Here is a 17,383-nt window from a genome sequence, read left to right as displayed (position 1 = left end):
AACGAACATGTAGGCTACAGGAACGGGCACGTAGAAGGCACGGTAGAAGGCGCAGTAGAAGGCACAGAAAACCCGGGTACCTCAACAGTACACAGAGTACTGTCGGAGGCACCCGGGCCCTGAGCCTGCTTACTGAGCATGCCGCCTGAGATAGTCATGCACCTCAGCAATCAGCAGGTACGTTGGTTTTACTCGTTGTCCAGAGTGATGATGCCGTAGCTCCAGCCCTTACGACGGTATGCCGCAGCCGGTGCGCCGGTCTCGCTGTCAATGTACAGGTAGAAGTCGTGACCGACCAGTTCCATACGGTCAACAGCTTCTGCGGGAGTCAAACGCTCGCCCTTGAAGCTCTTGCGGCGAATCTCAATGGGAGATGCTGCCTCATCGGCGAGGGTGACCTCGCTGTTATCGAATGCTGCTTCTTCCACCGGAATATCCGGCAGCAGAATCTCGGTAATTGCTTCGGTGACCACGGGAATCGAGCCGGTAGCGTCCGCAACAGAGACGGGGTGCTTGCCACCGCGCTTGTACAGCTTGCGGCGGTCACGTGCACGGCGCAGACGCTCCAGGAGCTTGCCGTAGGTTTCATCGAAGACCGCGAACTTGTCGTGACCCTGGGCTTCGGAACGGAGGACAGGGCCGGTACCAACAACGGTAATCTCAACGCGGATGGACTCGCCACCCAGATGACCGTCCTTGCTGAACTTGACGTCAATGTCCTTCACGTTATCGCCGAGCTGAGCGAACTTCTGAACCTTGTCGCTCACGTATTCTTCCAGGCGTTCGGTGACCTTGATATTGCGGCCGTAGATGTTGACTTCCACGATCATTCCCTCCAGGTTGGGGGCTTATACCGCGTCCGGTTGGACCCGGTACGGGGGTTCGACTCCAATGCCGTTCCCTTGTATATATTTTAGTACGAAACATGCCGTATATCACTAGATATGACAAATATTTAGCCCAAATAATAGCCATTTGTCCGTCTGCGAACTTTAAAAGCTAAAAATCGTGTATCTCTTGCAACTAACTACAAGAAACGCTATGTCAGCATTCTTTTCGGTACCGCAGCAACCGCGCACACACCCAGCACCCGCGAACCCGCATCCTGCAGCACGCACACCATCTCAGAGGCGGTCGCGCCGGTGGTCACCACATCATCACAAATAATGCTCACCCGACCCGCGCACAGGGCAGGCTCCATGACGCGCAAGGCACCGTGCATCCGCTCGGCACGGCCCACAGCCCCCAGGCTCTTCTGCTCGTTCTTTGCCTCAGAAGCACCTAGAAGAGAAGACACACGAGAAGATAAGGAGGCGCCGCTGCCCCGCCGATTACGAGGCGCATAACCGATAACATCCACGGCGCGCACCCGCACCGATGCGGGCAGACGCTGATTGAGCTGACGCACCGCCTCCTGCACCAGAAGATTCGCCGGCGCATAACCGCGGTGGCGCACACTCTGCGCCGAGGACGGTGCCGGAACCAGCAGAACCTCAACCGAATCAGAAAATCCAGTCCCTGTCTGAATAGTCCTTGCCTGAACAGTCCCTGCCTGAAGCTCAGCCCGATGCGCCCGAAGAAGCTCATACACGCTACGCGCCAACCCCTCACCCAGCAGGGGCAGCAAGTCAGTGCGTCCCGCGTTCTTCAACGCCAATAGGGCACGCGGCATAATCCCCTCATAACGGGATGCCGCACGCACCTCAGGAGCAGCCGTGCCCTCAAGAGGCTGCAGAACCTGCACTCGCTCCACACACGCCAACGCCGAATGTAGCTGCGGCAGACACGCCTTACACAGCGGCGAGCCGGAATCATAGGCGACCGGCACCGCACAGCACGGGCAGGTACGCGGCATCAGAACCTCGCCCAAAGACCCGCCAGCGCTCCTGAGAGCGCCAACAAGCCGGGTGAGGGACCCGTTCACGGGCTTGTTCAAACCAGGCTGTTCTGAACTCACCGAAAGCACCCTTTCTCGCTCGCGCCTGCCCGAGGCTAACCGGCGTAACTAATCTCGTGCAGAGTCGTATCCAGACGAATCCAGCCGCGCTCCTCCATCAGGTAGCACGAACCGTCAGAACGATGAGCAATAATATTCGACGTATTATCCGCCGTCGAAATGGTCATCACACCATCCAAACGGTCCAGCTTCGTCTCTTCACCGCTGAGGGAAATCACCTCAGACTCACCATTCTTCACGTTCACCACCACGACGCTCTGGTCGCCAGCCCAACGGGCATTACGCGGAGTCACAGAAGAGCTCAGGCGCACCATCTCCGTCAGGCGCAGAGGCTTACCGGCATCATCACGCACAATGCCGGAAATAATCACAGCCGACGCGCCCTCAGTGGACGCCACAATCGCCATGCGCGCACCATCGTGAGAAATGTTCACGCTCGTAAAGCTCAAATTACGCTGCCAGGACAGGCCAATATCCACGCCGCGCTCACGCTCGGTCGCGTCCTCAGAATCCGGTTTGAAGGCACGAACAATACCCTCACCATCGGCAGCCCACACCCAGCCATACGCATCAAAACTGGGGGCAGTCAGAGCAGTACTCTGCCACACGCGGCGGGCAGTACCCTGATACACCGTGTACAGGCTCGCGGCATCATTCGCCAAGCAGGCGTAGACATCCGCCGAGTAACCCATCGCCGGGGAGCTCAACTGGCTCACGCCGCGCAGAAGCAACTGCTCACCCGCACTGCTCATATAGTCATCGCGCGCTACCATCTGGCCGTTCGAATTAATAGCAACCGTGCGGGCAGGAACACCCGGGTTCAGCTTCACCGCAGAAAAGCCGCTCGGCGCATTCTCAGGAATCAGAGTGCCGTTATAAAACACCTCAGTCTTACCCAGACCGGAGAAGTTCTCCAAGCCGTGCATAATCTGCTCACGCACACGCGCCAAACGGTTATCGTCCAGGTGCTCACCCGAGAGGCGAACCAGCACATCCTGGTTATCGCTCATGTTAGCGGTCTCAAGGCTCATCGACTCATTCAACGCCGAGAACGCAACATCCTTCAAGTAGGATGCAGGACCAATCATGAGGGTACGCACCAGCAGCTCAAAGTAACGGTCCGTATGCGGGAACCAACGAATATCCGGCACAGCATAACGGAACGCACGATCGTAGAAGTACAGGCGGCACGGGCTAAACACGCGCTCAAACTCGGCACCATCCAGCCACAGACCATCCGGGCAGGAGCTAATACGCCACTGGTTATCTTCCATAACCATGGTGAAATCCTGAGTCTCAGTCTGAGCCTCCGGGAAGGTGCTCGTAATACCCTGACTATTCACAGTCGCCGTCTGCTGGAAACGCACATGGTACATCCCCTCAGCAGTTCCGCTATCGTCGCTACGAGGCTGCACCGTATTACGGTACACACGAGTCGTACCCATAGGATTCCAACGGCCCGCAAAAGAAGAACTCAAATACTGGCGCGCCACCGCATAGTTCTCAATGCTATCCACACCAGCACGCACGAAGCCCTCAATAATCGCCTCGGGAGTAGCACCCGCCAGCGGACCCGGCGCACGCGCCGGAGAAGTATTAACACTCTTCACTTCCAGACCGCTACTGTGCTGAGTCACTCGATTGTTTGAGGGAAGACCCGCGCAAGAGCTCACGAGCGTCGCCAAAGACACCGCACCCCAAGACAGCACGGCGCGTCGAGAAACAATAGCCCTGTGAGACATGGAGGTCTTAACCTTCCTCTACGAACAAAGACAAACCATCACCTGCTAACGCTGCTGGCCATTGCAGCGCGGTGAAAAGATAACCACAGTGAAATAGCAACACCGTGAAAATATACCTGCATTGATTGTACTGGGTAAACAGTGCAAATACGCAAGGATAAGCGTAAATACAGCCGAGCAACACCAACACACCCATATACGGCAGAAGCGTAAGCCTCTCCCCGCCCGAACCCCTTAGAGCTCGTCCTCAATGTTCACACGAGGAGCAATATTGGGCAGCGTATCCTTCGCAGTCGCCGAACGATGCGAGATTGCCTCAGGCTCACCCGTCACAAGAACCGGCGACTCACCCAAAGGCGCACCGTGAATCAGCGGCAGGTTCATCGTGAAGCAGGCACCGCGGCCCTTCTCGCCCCACGCCTCAATCGTGCCGCCGTGCAGACGCACATCCTCAGCAGCAATCGACAGCCCCAGACCGGTACCGCCCAGGGTGCGCTTACGCGAAGTATCAGCACGCCAGAAACGGTTGAACACCTGAACGGCCTCATCCTCAGACAGACCGATACCGTGGTCACGCACCGCAACACCCAGGTTCGTGGCGTTCGCACCCACGTACACGTCAATCGGTCGGGATTCGCCGTGCTCAATCGCGTTGTACAGCAGGTTACGGAGCACACGCTCAATACGTACGCGGTCCATATCCACCATGATGCTCTCATGGCTCGTATGCACGTTCAGCTTCGTGTTCGTACGCTCCAGGTGCGGCAAAGCCTCCTGCAGAATATTCGACAGCACACGCATAAAGTCTTCAGTGTCGATGGTCAGCATTGCACTACCGGCATCGAAGCGAGAGATCTCCAGCAGGTCAGAAAGCATCGACTGGAAACGATCCACCTGATCGTGCAGAAGCTCCACAGTGCGGCTCAGCGGCCGGTCCATATCCTCACGCGAATCGTACAGAAGCTCCGTACCCAAACGCACCGTCGCCAGCGGGGTACGCAACTCGTGCGAAACGTCAGAAACGAATCGCTGCTGCAGAGTCGACAGGCGCTCCAGCTGAACAATCTTCTCCTGTAGCGAGTCAGCCATCAGGTTGAAGGAATAACCCAGACGCGCCGCCTGATGCTCACCGTGTACAGACACACGCTGATCCAGGTCACCGGCAGCCAGCTTCTCCGCCGTAATAGCGGTCTGAGTAATCGGTCGGACCACAAAACGAGTCACAATCCACACCACAGAAAGCACCACAGCAAGCAGTGCACAGAAACCACCAAAAAGAACAAAGTTAATATGCGCAATCGTGGCGGAAGAATCCGTCATATCGTACACAAGGAACAAACCATAATTAGGGTTCTGCGCAATAGAAATATGGGTGCCAACAATAAGCACCGGATAGGTACGCTCACGGTTATTTTCAACAGTAGTCACCGTAGACGTCTGCCAGAAAATACCTTCTTTACCACGAACAGTTTCTTTAAAATCATTCGGAATGCTCGAAGAGTTCAAAGAATTATTACTACTCTGCTCAGGAATAAAGCCCTGTTTACCTTGGCCTTCCAAAGGCACAAGAATCCAATTTCGCTTACCCGAGCTACCCGCGTCCAAGATGGTCAGGGTACGGCTCACATTACGGCGAATCTCGCTGTCACTACGGGCTTCAGAGGAGTCCAGCACGCTCTGAACGTTGCGGAAACCACTCTCCGATTCCGCCAGCGCCTGAGCTTTCTGGTTTTCAAAAAGACTCGTCGCAATCTGGCTCGACAAGGACCAACCTACCATCAAGAAGCTCAGGAACATCATGATGCCCGCAGTGCCAAGGGCGCGGAACTGCAGGGATTCCTTCCACAGACGCTGAACACGCTGCATCAGGTTCCTACTACGCTGCTCTTTCGCCTTACGCGGCTTGGAAGTGCGGGTACGCGAAGAGGCGGAGGCTACCGCCTCCGCCGTCAAAGCGCCGTGCTCATGGCTCGACTTCGCAACAGACAATCAGGTTATCCCTTCGCCTATGAATAGCTTCCGCTTAGCTACCGGAAGATCCCACCAGCTCGGCCGGAATCTTGTAGCCAACGCCACGAACCGTCTGAATAAAACGCTCCGCGCCCAGCTCATCGAACTTAGCGCGCAAACGCTGGACATGCACGTTTACCAGCGAATCGCTCACATCAGTGTAACCCCAGACCATATCCAGCAGCTCCTGGCGGCTCAACGCCTGACCCGGGTGACGCACCAGCGCAGCCAGCAGGTCAAACTCCAGAGGAGTCATGGGAACCTCAGTGCTGTGGTACTTAACGGTACGACCGTCCATATCCATGACAATATCGCCAATGGACACCACCAGCTGACGGCTCTCACGCGGACGCAAACGAGTGCGAATACGCGCCAAAAGCTCAGCGTGCTTAAAAGGCTTAGCAATATAATCATCAGCGCCAGCCTCAAGCCCCTTAACAACATCTTCAGTGTCGCTTTTAGCGGTCAACATAATAATCGGCACATTAGAAGAGCGGCGAATTTGCTGGCACACTTCAATACCGTTCATGCCAGGAAGCATCAAATCCAAAAGCACCAAATCGGGAGTGGAGCGCATAAAAGTTTCAAAAGCGCGGCCGCCATTTTCGCAGAAAACAGCGTTAAAGCCCTCTTGCGCGAGCACGAGGCCAATCATTTCCGCCAGAGCATCATCGTCATCAACCACCAAAATGGTGTGTGCGTCGCTTGCACTCACAGTACCTCCCTATAGAAATGTCGTAAATACTTACATAAAAATGCTGATTCTCTAATCATACCGCGCACTCAGCCAATGCACGGGCACACTCTGTCACTCGCGCCAGCGAAGCCGTGGCATCCAGCACACTCACCGCGCCCGGGGTGGATGCAGAAGACACCGAACCCGTTTGCGGGCGCTCATCAGCCATCAAACCCACCGCATTCAACTGCGTCGGCTCAAGACCGACCTCACGCCACAGGCTGTACAGGCGACGCACCTGATCAGGAACCCGCGCAGAGGTCACCACCGGCAGCCACAGCTGAGCCTGAGCCTCCAGAAGCTGCGCCACAGGTTCCCAGGAACGAGGGTCACTCAGCGGCGGAACCTGCAACATGCCCGGCCCCTTCAAACGGGCGCGGTCAGGATGCAACAGCAGAGCACAGGGAACGGCACCCTCGACCTGCATAGCTTTCAACAGCGCCAAAGCGTCAAGGGCGGGACGGGGCTGGGTCAGAAGCTTCAGCTCCTGCACCGGTTTGAGCGCGGTGCCATCCACGTCCAGGATGAGCTGCAGGTTGAGTTCGGCAAAACGCTCCGCCACCCGACGGTACACCTGCTGATAATAGTGAGGTTGCAACGCCGACAAGGAGCGGAAGCCGCTCACGGTAGGAATGGTCCCCTCCATCAGACGCTGAAACTCCGATTCGTCCAATTGCACGGCAATCAGCGCCTGGGGAGCCTGCAGAGCCTCACGCAGAGACTCCGCCCAACGCTCCAGGCCTTCCAGGAACGATTCCAGCAGGTCACGGCTCGCCCCTGCATCGCTGATGGCACGCTCGCCGCCGGGTAGGTAGATGCTGGCTGCGAGGGTCAGCGGTCCGACCAGCTGAATCTTATACACCGGGGTGGTGTCCTGTCCTGAGCCAAAACGTTTCTTCTGCGCGCCCACGCGGTCAGCTAGAAGATTGATATCGGAGAGCAGACGGTCCTGCGCCAGGGCAGACTCGCGCGCTCCCCTGCCGCCGCTATGCACCATGCGCCAACCAAACGAGACGCCGTCAAAGGCAAGTCCCTCGCACACCGCCAGGGTGCGTGCCAGCGGGGTACTCCGCCAGCCCAGCGCCGGCAGATGCGGCAGGAACGGCAGGTGCGGGGCACCCAGCTCACCTTCTACACGGGACATCGCCTCAGCCAAATCGTCACCGGGAAAATCGCCCCGACCGCTAGCACACACCAGCGGACGCTCGGTAGCGAGCGCGGCAAGGTCCTGCTCGGTCAGTTCGTCCCGTTCGGGGGCGCGGTACTCACCGGGCAGCAGCAAGCGCTCAGGCACCGGCTCGGTGCGGGCATTCTGGCGGGAGGAAGATTGAGGGAGCATAAACGGGTGAGGTTAAGGCAGGTTAGGGAAAAGTACGGGCAGATCGAAGCTCTGCTGATGGAGGCTCAGCACGGATGAGAGCAGAGCTCTCAGAAAGTCTTAGCTTTTCAGGCTCTTAGCTTTCAGACTTTTCAGTCTCTTCGTCATGGTCAGCGTGCTCGTTCGCGATGCGCACGTGGTGGCGAATCACCTCAGAGATGATGAAGTTCAGGAACTTCTCCGCGAATTCCGGGTCCAGGCTGGATTCCTTCGCCATGGCACGCAGGCGAGCGATCTGCGCCTCTTCACGGCCGGGGTCGCCGGCGGGCAGGTTGTGCTCAGCCTTCAGGATGCCCACGCGCTTAGTTGCCTGAAAACGCTCCGCGAGGATGTGCACCAGCGCTGCATCGAAGTTGTCGATGGAGCGGCGCATGGCGAAGAGCTCCTCGTAAACCTCGGGTGCGACTTCATCGCCCATGGAGGTGGCGTGGGGGTCAAATTCGCAGGACGTGTTTTCGGGGCTCATCGGTCTCTCCTCAGATCGGTTGTGGTCTTCTGTGCGTTGCGTTCAAGCAGGCTGTTGCGGCAACAGCTGGGAATAGCGGGGGTACGCGGCTAGTCGGCGCTACTATTCGGCGCGATTATTCGGCGCCGGTAGAGGCGCTAGCGGACAGGGTTTCCTGAATGTCTTCGCGGTCCAGCGAGTAGGCGCGGGCGATGGTGGACTGACCCAGCACGCGGGTGCCCTGGTAGAGCACCATGGTCTGTCCCGGTGCCACGCCGGAGAGCGGATCCAACAGGCGCACTACGGTTTCCAGGCGCAGCGCGCCTTCTTCTTCAGCTTCGGGGTCGGGTGCCCAGGTCATGTATGCCTTGGCGCGGACCGGGTCAGCGTGCGCACGCACCTGTGCGGTCACCTCGAACTCTTCGCTGCGAGCGCCCAACTGTGCGGGCTCTTCCAGGAAGCGTGCCGCCTGTTCCACGGGTACGCCCGCCCAGGTGGCGCGGATACCGCGTATTTCGTGCACGGCAAGCAGCTCGCGGGAACCGACGATGACTTCGTTTTCCTTGGGGCGCACCTCCAGCACGAAGCGGGGCTTACCGTCGGCGGCGGGGCGGCCCAGTGCCAGGCCCTTGCGCTGGCCTACGGTGTATGCCTGCGCGCCGGGGTGCTCGCCGAGCACCTCACCGTGGGTGTCCTTGATGAGGCCGGGGCGCATTGTGATGTGGTCACCCAGCCAGGCGCGGGTATCACCTTCGGGGATGAAGCAGATGTCGTAGGAATCCGGCTTCTTCGCCACGGAGAAGCCGCGCTCTGCCGCCTCCGCGCGTACCTGTGCCTTGGAGGGGGTGTCCGCCAGGGGGAACCAGGCGTGCTTGAGCTGTTCGTGGGTGAGCACACCGAGCACGTAGGACTGGTCCTTGGCCCAGTCGGCGGCGCGGTGCAGTTCGCGGTTGCCGTCTTCGGTGGTGATGACGCGGGCGTAGTGGCCGGTCACCACGGCGTCGAAGCCGAGCGCGAGGGCGCGTTCGAGGAGCGCGGCGAACTTGATCTTTTCGTTGCAGCGCATGCAGGGGTTGGGGGTTCGTCCGGCTTCGTATTCGGAGATGAAGTCGTCGACGACGTCTTCTTTGAAGCGTTCTGAGAAGTCCCAGACGAAGAAGGGGATGCCCAGCTGGGAGCAGACGCGGCGGGCGTCCATGGAGTCTTCGAGGGTGCAACAGCCGCGGGAGCCGGTGCGCAGGGTGCCGGGCATGCGGGATAGGGCGAGGTGAACGCCGACTACTTCGTGTCCTGCTTCTACGGCGCGGGCTGCGGCGACTGCGGAGTCAACGCCGCCACTCATAGCTGCAAGAATTTTCACTGCCTATCCTTCTGTTGTGTTGAGCCTTCCAGAAAAGTACGCCTTGTTGGTGTGGGCGGACTTTCCGTTACTGTAGCTACCCATTGTACGCAGGGGCTCGGCGGGATATTGGGCAGTGCCCCCTCAGCCAGCCCTCAGCGAACGCTGAGATTGCAGGCTGAGGGCGGTTGGGTGTCTTCTCTTCTGGTTTTCTAGTGCCAGTGTTCTAGTGCCAGCGGGAGGCATCCGGCAGCTGCGAGGACAGCCCCGCCTTTGCTGCCTGTTCGTAGGCGGCGGGTAGTGCCGCGATGAGGCGCGCAATATCGGCTCCGGTGGTGGAGTGACCGAGGGTGAAGCGCTGGGCGCTGCGGGCGGTGTCTTCGTCCATTCCCATTGCCATGAGCACGTGGGAGGGGCGGGTCACCCCGGCGTTGCAGGCGGAGCCGGTGGAGCTGCTGATGCCCTGCATGTCCAGCAGGAAGAGCAGGGTGTCACCTTCTGCGTTTTCGAAGGTGAAGTGGGCGTTACCGGGCAGTCGCTTCTGGCCGGGGTATTCTTCGGTGAGCGGGTTTTCGCCGCTCAGGTGCGCCTGCGGGATGAGCGCGCTAATTGCCGCGACGAGTTCGTTGCGTAGCGCGGCGATGCGGGCGGCTTCTTCTTCGAGGTGCTGTACCGAGTGCACGGCAGCCTCTGCGAAACCTGCGATGGCGGGTGCGTCGATGGTGCCGGAGCGTACGGAGCGTTCCTGGCCGCCTCCGTGCAGGACGGGGGTCATCTGCACGGCGCGGGTTGCAACGAGCGCACCGATGCCCATGGGACCACCGATTTTGTGGCCGGAGATTGCGAGGGTCGCCACCCCGCTGGCGTGGAAGTCGATGGGCACCGCGCCGAATGCCTGCACCGCGTCCGAGTGCACGGGAATACCGTATTCTGCGGCGATAGCGGCGATCTCGGGGATGGGCTGTACGGTACCGACCTCATTGTTCGCCCACATGACGGTCACGAGCGCGACGTCTTCGGGGTTCTTTTCGATGAGTTCGCGGACGGTCTGCGGGTTGACGCTACCGTGCTCATCTACGGGGATCCATTCGAGCTGCGCGCCTTCTGCCTTTTCGAGCCATTCGCAGGTTTCTTCCACGGCGTGGTGCTCAATGGAGGAGACGAGAATTCGGGTGCGCTGCGGATCTTCTTCGCGGCGCTTCCAGTAGATGCCCTTGACGGCGAGGTTGTCCGCTTCGGTGCCGCCGGAGGTGAAAATAACCTCGGCGGGGTCGGCACCGACTGCGCGAGCAATGCGTTCGCGGGCGTATTCGACGGTGGCGCGGGCGTCGCGTCCTACGGCGTGAAGGGAGGAGGGGTTGCCGCCGTTGCGCATCTGTTCGACCATGGCGTCGATGGCGGCGGGCAGTACGTCGGTGGTGGCGGCGTGGTCGAGGTAGACGCGGCCGTTCTGACGGTTGGTTTCTGCGCTCATGGTTCCTCCTGCTGGGTTGTTGGGCGGTTTTTCGCCTCGCTTATTTTATCGCGCTCTATCCGCGCTCTTCTAGGCGTGTTCACCTGCGGCTGGGTTGGCGAGCGCTACTCCCCCGGGACGTGCGGGGCTGTTCGAGGGCTGTTTGTAGGCTGCGCGGTACACTTAGGAACGTGTTCAAGATTCTTTTCTATACCCCTGAGATTCCCGGCAATACCGGCAACGCTATCCGTTTGGCGGCGATTACTGGCGCTGAGCTGCACCTGGTGAAGCCGCTGGGTTTTAACTTTGATGATGCGCATCTGCGCCGCGCGGGTCTGGATTATCACGACCTGGCGGTGGTGACGGTGCATGAGACCCTTGAGGATGCGTGGGAGGCTCTGGCTCCGGAGCGTGTTTTTGCGTTTACGACGACTGCATCGACCTCATACGCGGATATTGAGTACCGTCCCGGTGACGTGTTCATGTTTGGCCCGGAGTCGGTGGGTCTGCCCGCTGAGGTTCAGCAGGACCCGCACGTAACTGAGCGTGTGAAGATTCCGATGAAGCCGGGCCGCCGTTCGCTGAACCTTGCCAACTCTGCATCCATTGCGATTTTTGAGGCGTGGCGTCAGAACGGTTTTGAGGGAGGCGCCATCTAGCATGGCTACAGCACACCATAATCTGTCAGGGTCTCTGGTTCAGCAGATTCTGGAGACAACCCCTCCCCTGGCCGAGCAGATTCGTTTGGATCCGCAGAATAGGGAGTTCACGGAGCGGGGCTGGGAGCCGGTCTATTCGGCGTCCCCTCATGCCCGTATTGTGGTGATTGGTCAGGCGCCTGGACGCGCCGCTCAGGAGAGCCGCATCCCGTGGAATGACCCGAGCGGCGTGAAGCTGCGCGAGTGGATGGGCGTGACGGATGAGCAGTTCTACAATCCCGAGCTGATTTCGCTGCTACCGATGGATTTCTACTATCCCGGTAAGGGCGCGCACGGCGATAACCCGCCGCGTAAGGATTTCGCACCCAAGTGGCATCCGCAGCTGCTGGAGCTCATGCCGAATGTTCAGCTGATTCTGCTGGTGGGCGCATACTCGCAGAAGCACTATCTGGATGGTGTGCATGCCCCGAAGGCGCAGAAGAATCTGACGGAGACGGTTCGTGCGTGGGAGTCTTATCTTCCGAAGTTCCTGCCGCTGGTGCATCCTTCACCGCTGAATTTTAGGTGGCGGGCAAAGAACCCGTGGTTCGAGCAGGAGGTCATCCCGGCTTTGCAGAAGCGTGTGGGAGAGGTTCTCAAGGACGCTTAGCCCGCCCGTTCTGCAGTATCGCTATAGTTTTGCCTCGCTCATGCAAGATGCTCCCACCCCGCGTATGGGGTGGGAGCATCTTTATTGTGCGCGTTGTTTAGACTGACCGAGCAGTCTCGTCTGAGCGGATGCTTCTCAGCTGTGCCGCACTGCTACTTCAGGATTAAGGGGTTACTTCTGGCTGTCGGCGTCGCCCAGGGTCACGGTGATGTCATGGGTGGAAGAGCCGCGCTTAATCTTCAGCTTCAGATCAGAGCCTGCTGCTGCGGCACGCACGGTACCGTTGAGCTCGTCGCTCTTGGTCACGGCGTGGCCGTCGGCTTCAATCACGACGTCGCCGGATCGCAGGCCTGCCTTCGCGGCGGGGCTGTTAGATTCTACCGAGGCAATTTCAACGCCACCGGGGATGAGCTTGGAGGAGCCCGAACCGGTGTCCGCGGGGCTGTTCTTTACGCTCGCGCCCAGGTAGCCGTGGGTTGCCTTACCCTTGGCGATGATCTCGGAGGAGATGCGCTTGGCGTAGTTGGAGGTAATGGAGAACGCCATACCGTCGGCGGTGCCGCCATCCTGACTTGCCTGGCCCTGCGCGTTAATGCCGACCAGTTCGCCCTTGAGGTTCACCAGCGGGCCACCGGAGTTACCGTGGTTGATGGGCACATCAACCTGAATCATGGGGATGTAGTTCTGACCCTTCGAGTCAGCGGGCTGCACGCGGTTGACGTTCGAGACTACGCCGGCGGTCACCGATTCGCTACGACGATACGGTGCGCCGAGGGCAACCACGGCTTCGCCGGAGACCAGCTTGGAGGAGTCGCCCCAGGTGATGGGCTGCAGGTCCAGGCCGGAGGGGCTGATCTTCAGAACCGCCAGGTCAGCGGCAGAGTCCAGGCCCACTACGGATGCGGTGCGCACGGTGCCGTCGCTCAGGCGCACCTCAATGGTGGATGCAGCGTTCGAAGATGCAAGGGTGACCACGTGGTTGTTGGTGAGGATGTGGCCATCCTTATCGAGGATAACGCCACTACCGCCGCCGGTGCTGGAGCCGTTTGACGCCATGATGGTCACGGTGGAGGGCAGGACCTTCTTCGCGGTTTCTGCTACGCCTGCCACGGTGGAGGAGTTGCTGATATTGGAGCTGACGGAGCCACGCGAGGAAGCGCTGGAGGAGCTGTTGTTCGATGCTGCGATGCCGCCTCCGACGCCCGCACCGACGCCGCCGCCGACGAGGGCTGCGAGCAGAGCTGCGGTGAGCACAACACCGGCGCCGTAGCGCTTGTTGTTATCGGTGGCCTGGGGTGCAGGCTGTGCCGAAGTAGCCTGGGCGGTAGCCGCCTGGGGGTAGGTGTATCCGGGCGAAGCGTATGCCTGCGGGTATGCGTTCTGACCCTGCTGGTAGTTTGCCTGTCCGTTCACACTCTGCAGGGGGCGGGTTGCATCCGTGACGCCGTCGTTGCCACCGTAAGACCATCCGTTGTTCTGAGTCATAAGTTCTCCTAGAGTCGCGCGTGTGCGTCGCCCTGGGCGCACGCTATCTTTCTACTGTAGAGGGTGTTTTATGGTGTTCTATATCTTTTTGCTGTTGGTTATCGGGGAGTTCCCTGGGAATTTCTCCCATTTTTTCATTCAGTGCAGATTGGCTGGTGTGGGGCGCCCTGTCGTTCCGCGAAAGTTAGCTTTATTTCCTATGCTTTGTCCGCTATTTTTCGTCGCTCTCAGGCTTCTCTTTTAAAGCACTCGGTTTTTCTCCACGGTTTACACAGCATGACGCCTCCGCATACACAGCTTGAGCACAGGGTCGCTCCGTAATGTTGAAGGCACGTAGAGCCGACGACAAAGGCAAAGGACAAAGGCAAAGGAGAAACCCATGATGATCGGAACCCTAATCTTCTGTGCGGTCTTGGCAAGCTCCATCGGTATCGGTGCGGGTATTGTGGCGTGTTGCTCGGGAATGGTGTACCGCCGTCATCGTGCGGAGAAAGCCGCCGAGTTGGCGCAGCCGCTGACTACCCAGGCGTTGACTGGCGGTAGGTAGCGCATAGAGTTTGATAGTTTTCGAGTTTGATAGTTTTCGAGTTTGATAGTTTTCCGGGGCGGGAGATGAGAGCCCCGCACCGGAAGGGGCGAGAATCCCCAGTATGTCCCGAAGGGTCGGTGTGAGGACCGGCCCGGGTGTGATAGTGAGTTGAGTGATGACTGATGCGGCGTGAGCCCCTGTATGAGGGTTTGCGCCGCATCATCTTTTAACCGTGAGCGGGCACGGGAGGCACTGGTGGAAAGCCCCAATGGAAAGCACCCGGTACCCCGGCTACTTCCCTTTTAGTATGCGGTAAGGCGAGGGTGCTATGAGCGGCGGGAGATTAGCTGGGTTATGGTGAAGTTATGAGGATTATTTCTGCTGTTTTCGCTCTTGTTGGCGCGCTGCCGGTCATGCCTGCGGCGGTGGCGTCTTCTTTGGACGGCGCAACCCGCCTGTACGCGCTGCTTATATTTGTTCTGATCTGCGCGGCGGTAGCATTTTTTGCGTCGTTGAGCCCCTCACGCCGTCGTGCGCGTGAGATTAGGCGGCAGGTGTTGCAACAGCAGCAGAACCAGGCGATGAATCAGCAGGTACCGCCCCAGCAGGCGCCTTCACAGCAAGTACCCACTCAGCAGGCACAGCCTCAGCAAGTTCCTTCGCAGCCAATACAGGGCGCGGTGAGCTACCCGATGCATTACCAGCCGAAGCAGGCGCAGCCGGGTCATAGTGCTCAGCCGCCGCTCCCCCAGCCGAATCAGACTGTCGAGACTCAGCAGACTCAGACGCCCTCGCCTCAGCCTCCTCAGCCGGTGGCGGCGCCTTCCCCGCTGGAGCCGATGCAGGTAGGTGGCGAGTCTAGTTCTTCTACAGCCCAGAACCATTCAACACAGAACCATTCGGCGCAGAACCATTCAGCAGAAAGCCCTTCAGCAGAGAACCAGGAGCAGCAGAGCATGCCCCAGAACACCTCGGTACAGGGTGAGGAGCGAGCGCAGCCTGAAGAGCGCCCGCAGCAGCAGGCTCCCCAGCAGGCTCCTGAGAGCAAGCCCTCCGATCGTTTCTCTTTGAGTACCAACCACAAGCTCATTTTCCCGCTCGAGAACGCGCAGCGCAGCCGCTACCCCATGGTGCTTTCTGTCAGTACATCTGAGGATGAAGTTTTTGCGTTGCCGTCGATTAGCGGTGTGCCGCAGCATCTGCTGGTGGGCACGCAAGAGAATCATGTTCCGCTGAATCAGCGTCAGCGCTGGCAGCAGATCGAAATTCTAGAGAACTACCTCATGCGTGCCGTCATGAACCTGCAGACGCTGGAGCGTGCGCAGGTTTCACCGCTACACAGTTTCAAGGAGACTGCCCAGGCTGACCGCGCGGTGCTTGCCGCCGAGCTGGAAGAAACCATCCGGGTATCTCGGCTGAAGCTGAGCGGGGCGTTGGAGTTCTATGTATCGTTGCCGCGTTTGGCGGAGGCGCCGGGCTCTTTCGCTTTTGCCCGTGATCATGCGTTCTCCCTGAGTGCCACCGTCATTAGCCTGACGGAGCAGTGCTTTGAGCGTACCTTCCGTTGGCGTCTGCTGGAGGATACTCTCCCGGATTCTTTGAACGACCGCCTCTACGCGGTGCGTTATCTGCGTGAGAGCGCGCAGAAGCTGGCGGCTTTTGTGGAGCTGAGCGATTTTGATCGCGCCATGCAGCTTGCTGAGACCTGGAAGAAGACGGCGCGCAAGGATTCGAATCTCGATGAGGTCAAGGTCTGGAATGAGATGACGGAAGTTGCCTTTGACGTTCTGCCCGAGTTGCGAGAGCAGGCGTTGAAGGGCGTTCAGTCTACGTTGGAGTTTAGCGAGCTTTTCTACCGTTCCAGCGAGGATGGTACGCACCGTATGCTCCGCCCGGAGCAGCTGAGCGAGTTTGAGCTCAAGGGCGTGCAGTCCACGCTGGAAGAGCGCCTGGAGAAGGTGCGTCTTGAGCTTCAGGATGCGGAGTTCTGCGCCGCTGTTTTGAGCCTGCAGGCACGCGCTGTCATTGAGCTTCTCCAGGAGCTTCTGCAGGTCGAGCAGGACGGCGTTCTGGCGGAGATTGTGACTGATTTGCGGGCGCTTGCTCACCACTCACCCGACCTTGCCGAGCTGCCCATCCAGACATTGATGTTCAGCCGCGAACAGTACGCCCCCGATGGGGAGGATCTGCCGACCATTGGCGAGCGCATCCGTGCCCTCTCGAGCGTGCCCGAGGTTCTGGCGTTCGTTCACTACGAGGGACCGGCGCTTCTGGCGGGCGTCGCAGATCCGTATAAGGCGTTTTCTGGGGAGAGCCTCTCCGAGGGCCTGCTCTCGGAGGAGAAGAAGTTGTCTTCTATGCCGCTGTCGGTGTTGCGCACCCATTCGCGGCTTCTGCAGCAGGTGCTTCGCCTGCAGAATCTGCGGTTGAAGCTGGCGTGGGTAAGTAGCTGTAGCGGCTACATGCCTTGGTCCCTGGTTGATCGCCATTTCGTTGGCCCCTCTGCCGCTGATGAGGATTTGAAGGAGCTGACCGAAAATATTGAGGCGCTCGCTGAGCTTCTGGACGCCCACTCTAGCTCCCAGGTGTACAAGGGCCGCGGCGTGCCGACTACGCCCTTCCTATGGGTGCAGATGCGTAAGCAGGCAGATCGCAGTTCTAGGTTGCTGAATCATGTGCAGTTCTTGGGCTGGATGTACGCCTCGTCTTCACGGGTTCAGGTGGTGGACGGCATGGTACAGAGTATCCACGATGTTGATGCCGCGGAGGTAGTGGAGCATCTGATGAGCAATCTGGAGATTGCGCGTCGGCGCTAATTGACTGAATATCCGGTGAGCCGGGGTCTAGCATGAGGCTAGGGCCCGGCTTTCCCGTATACCGGCCTTCCTGTATACCGGCTTTCCTGTATAAAGCCTGGGAAGTCGGTAAACGGGTGGCAAACAGCGGCGCAACATTCTCGTATCTGTGTGTTTGCGTGGCTGAGCCACCGCTACACTAATAA

14 protein-coding genes are annotated in these 17,383 nt (G+C 59.2%); 4 read left to right on the top strand and 10 right to left on the bottom strand.

Annotation, left to right across the window (positions count from 1 at the left end):
• Positions 1–188 precede the first annotated feature (188 nt).
• The 9 genes from hpf to ACP3RB_RS02210 form a co-directional block, all read right to left on the bottom strand.
• Positions 189–830, bottom strand: coding sequence for a ribosome hibernation-promoting factor, HPF/YfiA family (gene hpf / locus ACP3RB_RS02250; RefSeq protein WP_304193568.1), 642 nt, complete (start codon positions 828–830; stop codon positions 189–191).
• Positions 831–1,039: 209 nt separating this feature from the next.
• Positions 1,040–1,870, bottom strand: a complete 831-nt coding sequence (locus ACP3RB_RS02245) for a ComF family protein (protein ID WP_426699310.1) — start codon at positions 1,868–1,870, stop codon at positions 1,040–1,042.
• 122 nt (positions 1,871–1,992) lie between these two features.
• A complete protein-coding gene (locus ACP3RB_RS02240; protein ID WP_426699309.1) occupies positions 1,993–3,699 on the bottom strand; it encodes an LpqB family beta-propeller domain-containing protein in 1,707 nt (568 codons plus the stop codon).
• A 234-nt stretch (positions 3,700–3,933) separates the two neighbouring features.
• Positions 3,934–5,688: an MtrAB system histidine kinase MtrB gene (gene mtrB / locus ACP3RB_RS02235; RefSeq protein ID WP_426699308.1), complete on the bottom strand. Its 1,755-nt coding sequence runs from the start codon at positions 5,686–5,688 to the stop codon at positions 3,934–3,936.
• A gap of 34 nt (positions 5,689–5,722) precedes the next feature.
• On the bottom strand, positions 5,723–6,424 hold the full coding sequence (gene mtrA, locus ACP3RB_RS02230) for an MtrAB system response regulator MtrA (protein WP_294630689.1): 702 nt from the start codon (positions 6,422–6,424) through the stop codon (positions 5,723–5,725).
• A gap of 55 nt (positions 6,425–6,479) precedes the next feature.
• Complete coding sequence (locus tag ACP3RB_RS02225; RefSeq protein ID WP_315342040.1) at positions 6,480–7,784, bottom strand: methionine synthase; 1,305 nt, start codon at positions 7,782–7,784, stop codon at positions 6,480–6,482.
• Between the two features lie 115 nt (positions 7,785–7,899).
• Positions 7,900–8,289 (bottom strand): chorismate mutase, encoded by a 390-nt coding sequence (locus tag ACP3RB_RS02220; protein WP_314645077.1) that lies wholly within the window; start codon positions 8,287–8,289, stop codon positions 7,900–7,902.
• A 115-nt stretch (positions 8,290–8,404) separates the two neighbouring features.
• The gene (gene mnmA, locus ACP3RB_RS02215; RefSeq protein ID WP_424827062.1) at positions 8,405–9,628 is read right to left on the bottom strand and encodes a tRNA 2-thiouridine(34) synthase MnmA; all 1,224 of its coding nucleotides are present in this window, start codon (positions 9,626–9,628) and stop codon (positions 8,405–8,407) included.
• Positions 9,629–9,833: 205 nt separating this feature from the next.
• Positions 9,834–11,081: a cysteine desulfurase family protein gene (locus ACP3RB_RS02210; RefSeq protein WP_314929232.1), complete on the bottom strand. Its 1,248-nt coding sequence runs from the start codon at positions 11,079–11,081 to the stop codon at positions 9,834–9,836.
• A 170-nt stretch (positions 11,082–11,251) separates the two neighbouring features.
• Here ACP3RB_RS02210 and ACP3RB_RS02205 point away from each other — a divergent pair, with 170 nt between their 5' ends.
• Both ACP3RB_RS02205 and ACP3RB_RS02200 read left to right on the top strand, forming a co-directional pair.
• On the top strand, positions 11,252–11,719 hold the full coding sequence (locus tag ACP3RB_RS02205) for a tRNA (cytidine(34)-2'-O)-methyltransferase (RefSeq protein WP_005508556.1): 468 nt from the start codon (positions 11,252–11,254) through the stop codon (positions 11,717–11,719).
• 1 nt (position 11,720) lies between these two features.
• Complete coding sequence (locus ACP3RB_RS02200) at positions 11,721–12,368, top strand: uracil-DNA glycosylase family protein (RefSeq protein ID WP_314673334.1); 648 nt, start codon at positions 11,721–11,723, stop codon at positions 12,366–12,368.
• A gap of 171 nt (positions 12,369–12,539) precedes the next feature.
• Here ACP3RB_RS02200 and ACP3RB_RS02195 read toward each other — a convergent pair whose 3' ends face one another.
• Entirely contained in the window at positions 12,540–13,853 is a 1,314-nt protein-coding gene (locus tag ACP3RB_RS02195; protein WP_311446714.1) for a S1C family serine protease, read from the bottom strand.
• Between the two features lie 379 nt (positions 13,854–14,232).
• Between ACP3RB_RS02195 and ACP3RB_RS02190 the strand changes: the two genes are divergently transcribed.
• The gene (locus ACP3RB_RS02190) at positions 14,233–14,400 is read left to right on the top strand and encodes a hypothetical protein (RefSeq protein WP_311446715.1); all 168 of its coding nucleotides are present in this window, start codon (positions 14,233–14,235) and stop codon (positions 14,398–14,400) included.
• A 347-nt stretch (positions 14,401–14,747) separates the two neighbouring features.
• Complete coding sequence (locus ACP3RB_RS02185) at positions 14,748–17,198, top strand: non-ribosomal peptide synthetase subunit (protein WP_311446716.1); 2,451 nt, start codon at positions 14,748–14,750, stop codon at positions 17,196–17,198.
• Positions 17,199–17,383: the final 185 nt, after the last annotated feature.

It is taken from the genome of Rothia mucilaginosa (assembly GCF_049990865.1).
GTDB lineage: Bacteria > Actinomycetota > Actinomycetes > Actinomycetales > Micrococcaceae > Rothia > Rothia mucilaginosa_I.
The sequence above is the reverse complement of the archived record's forward strand: the minus strand, read 5'-3'. Positions and strand labels throughout refer to the sequence as shown.

What these genes read in the sequence shown, in the direction of transcription:
- ACP3RB_RS02225 (WP_315342040.1), bottom strand. Translation starts at nt 7,784, where the DNA reads ATGCTCCCTCAATCTTCCTCCCGCCAGAATGCCCGCACCGAGCCGGTG.
- ACP3RB_RS02190 (WP_311446715.1), top strand. Translation starts at nt 14,233, where the DNA reads ATGATGATCGGAACCCTAATCTTCTGTGCGGTCTTGGCAAGCTCCATC.
- ACP3RB_RS02185 (WP_311446716.1), top strand. Translation starts at nt 14,748, where the DNA reads ATGAGGATTATTTCTGCTGTTTTCGCTCTTGTTGGCGCGCTGCCGGTC.
- ACP3RB_RS02240 (WP_426699309.1), bottom strand. Translation starts at nt 3,699, where the DNA reads ATGTCTCACAGGGCTATTGTTTCTCGACGCGCCGTGCTGTCTTGGGGT.
- ACP3RB_RS02195 (WP_311446714.1), bottom strand. Translation starts at nt 13,853, where the DNA reads ATGACTCAGAACAACGGATGGTCTTACGGTGGCAACGACGGCGTCACG.
- ACP3RB_RS02220 (WP_314645077.1), bottom strand. Translation starts at nt 8,289, where the DNA reads ATGAGCCCCGAAAACACGTCCTGCGAATTTGACCCCCACGCCACCTCC.
- ACP3RB_RS02200 (WP_314673334.1), top strand. Translation starts at nt 11,721, where the DNA reads ATGGCTACAGCACACCATAATCTGTCAGGGTCTCTGGTTCAGCAGATT.
- ACP3RB_RS02210 (WP_314929232.1), bottom strand. Translation starts at nt 11,081, where the DNA reads ATGAGCGCAGAAACCAACCGTCAGAACGGCCGCGTCTACCTCGACCAC.
- hpf (WP_304193568.1), bottom strand. Translation starts at nt 830, where the DNA reads ATGATCGTGGAAGTCAACATCTACGGCCGCAATATCAAGGTCACCGAA.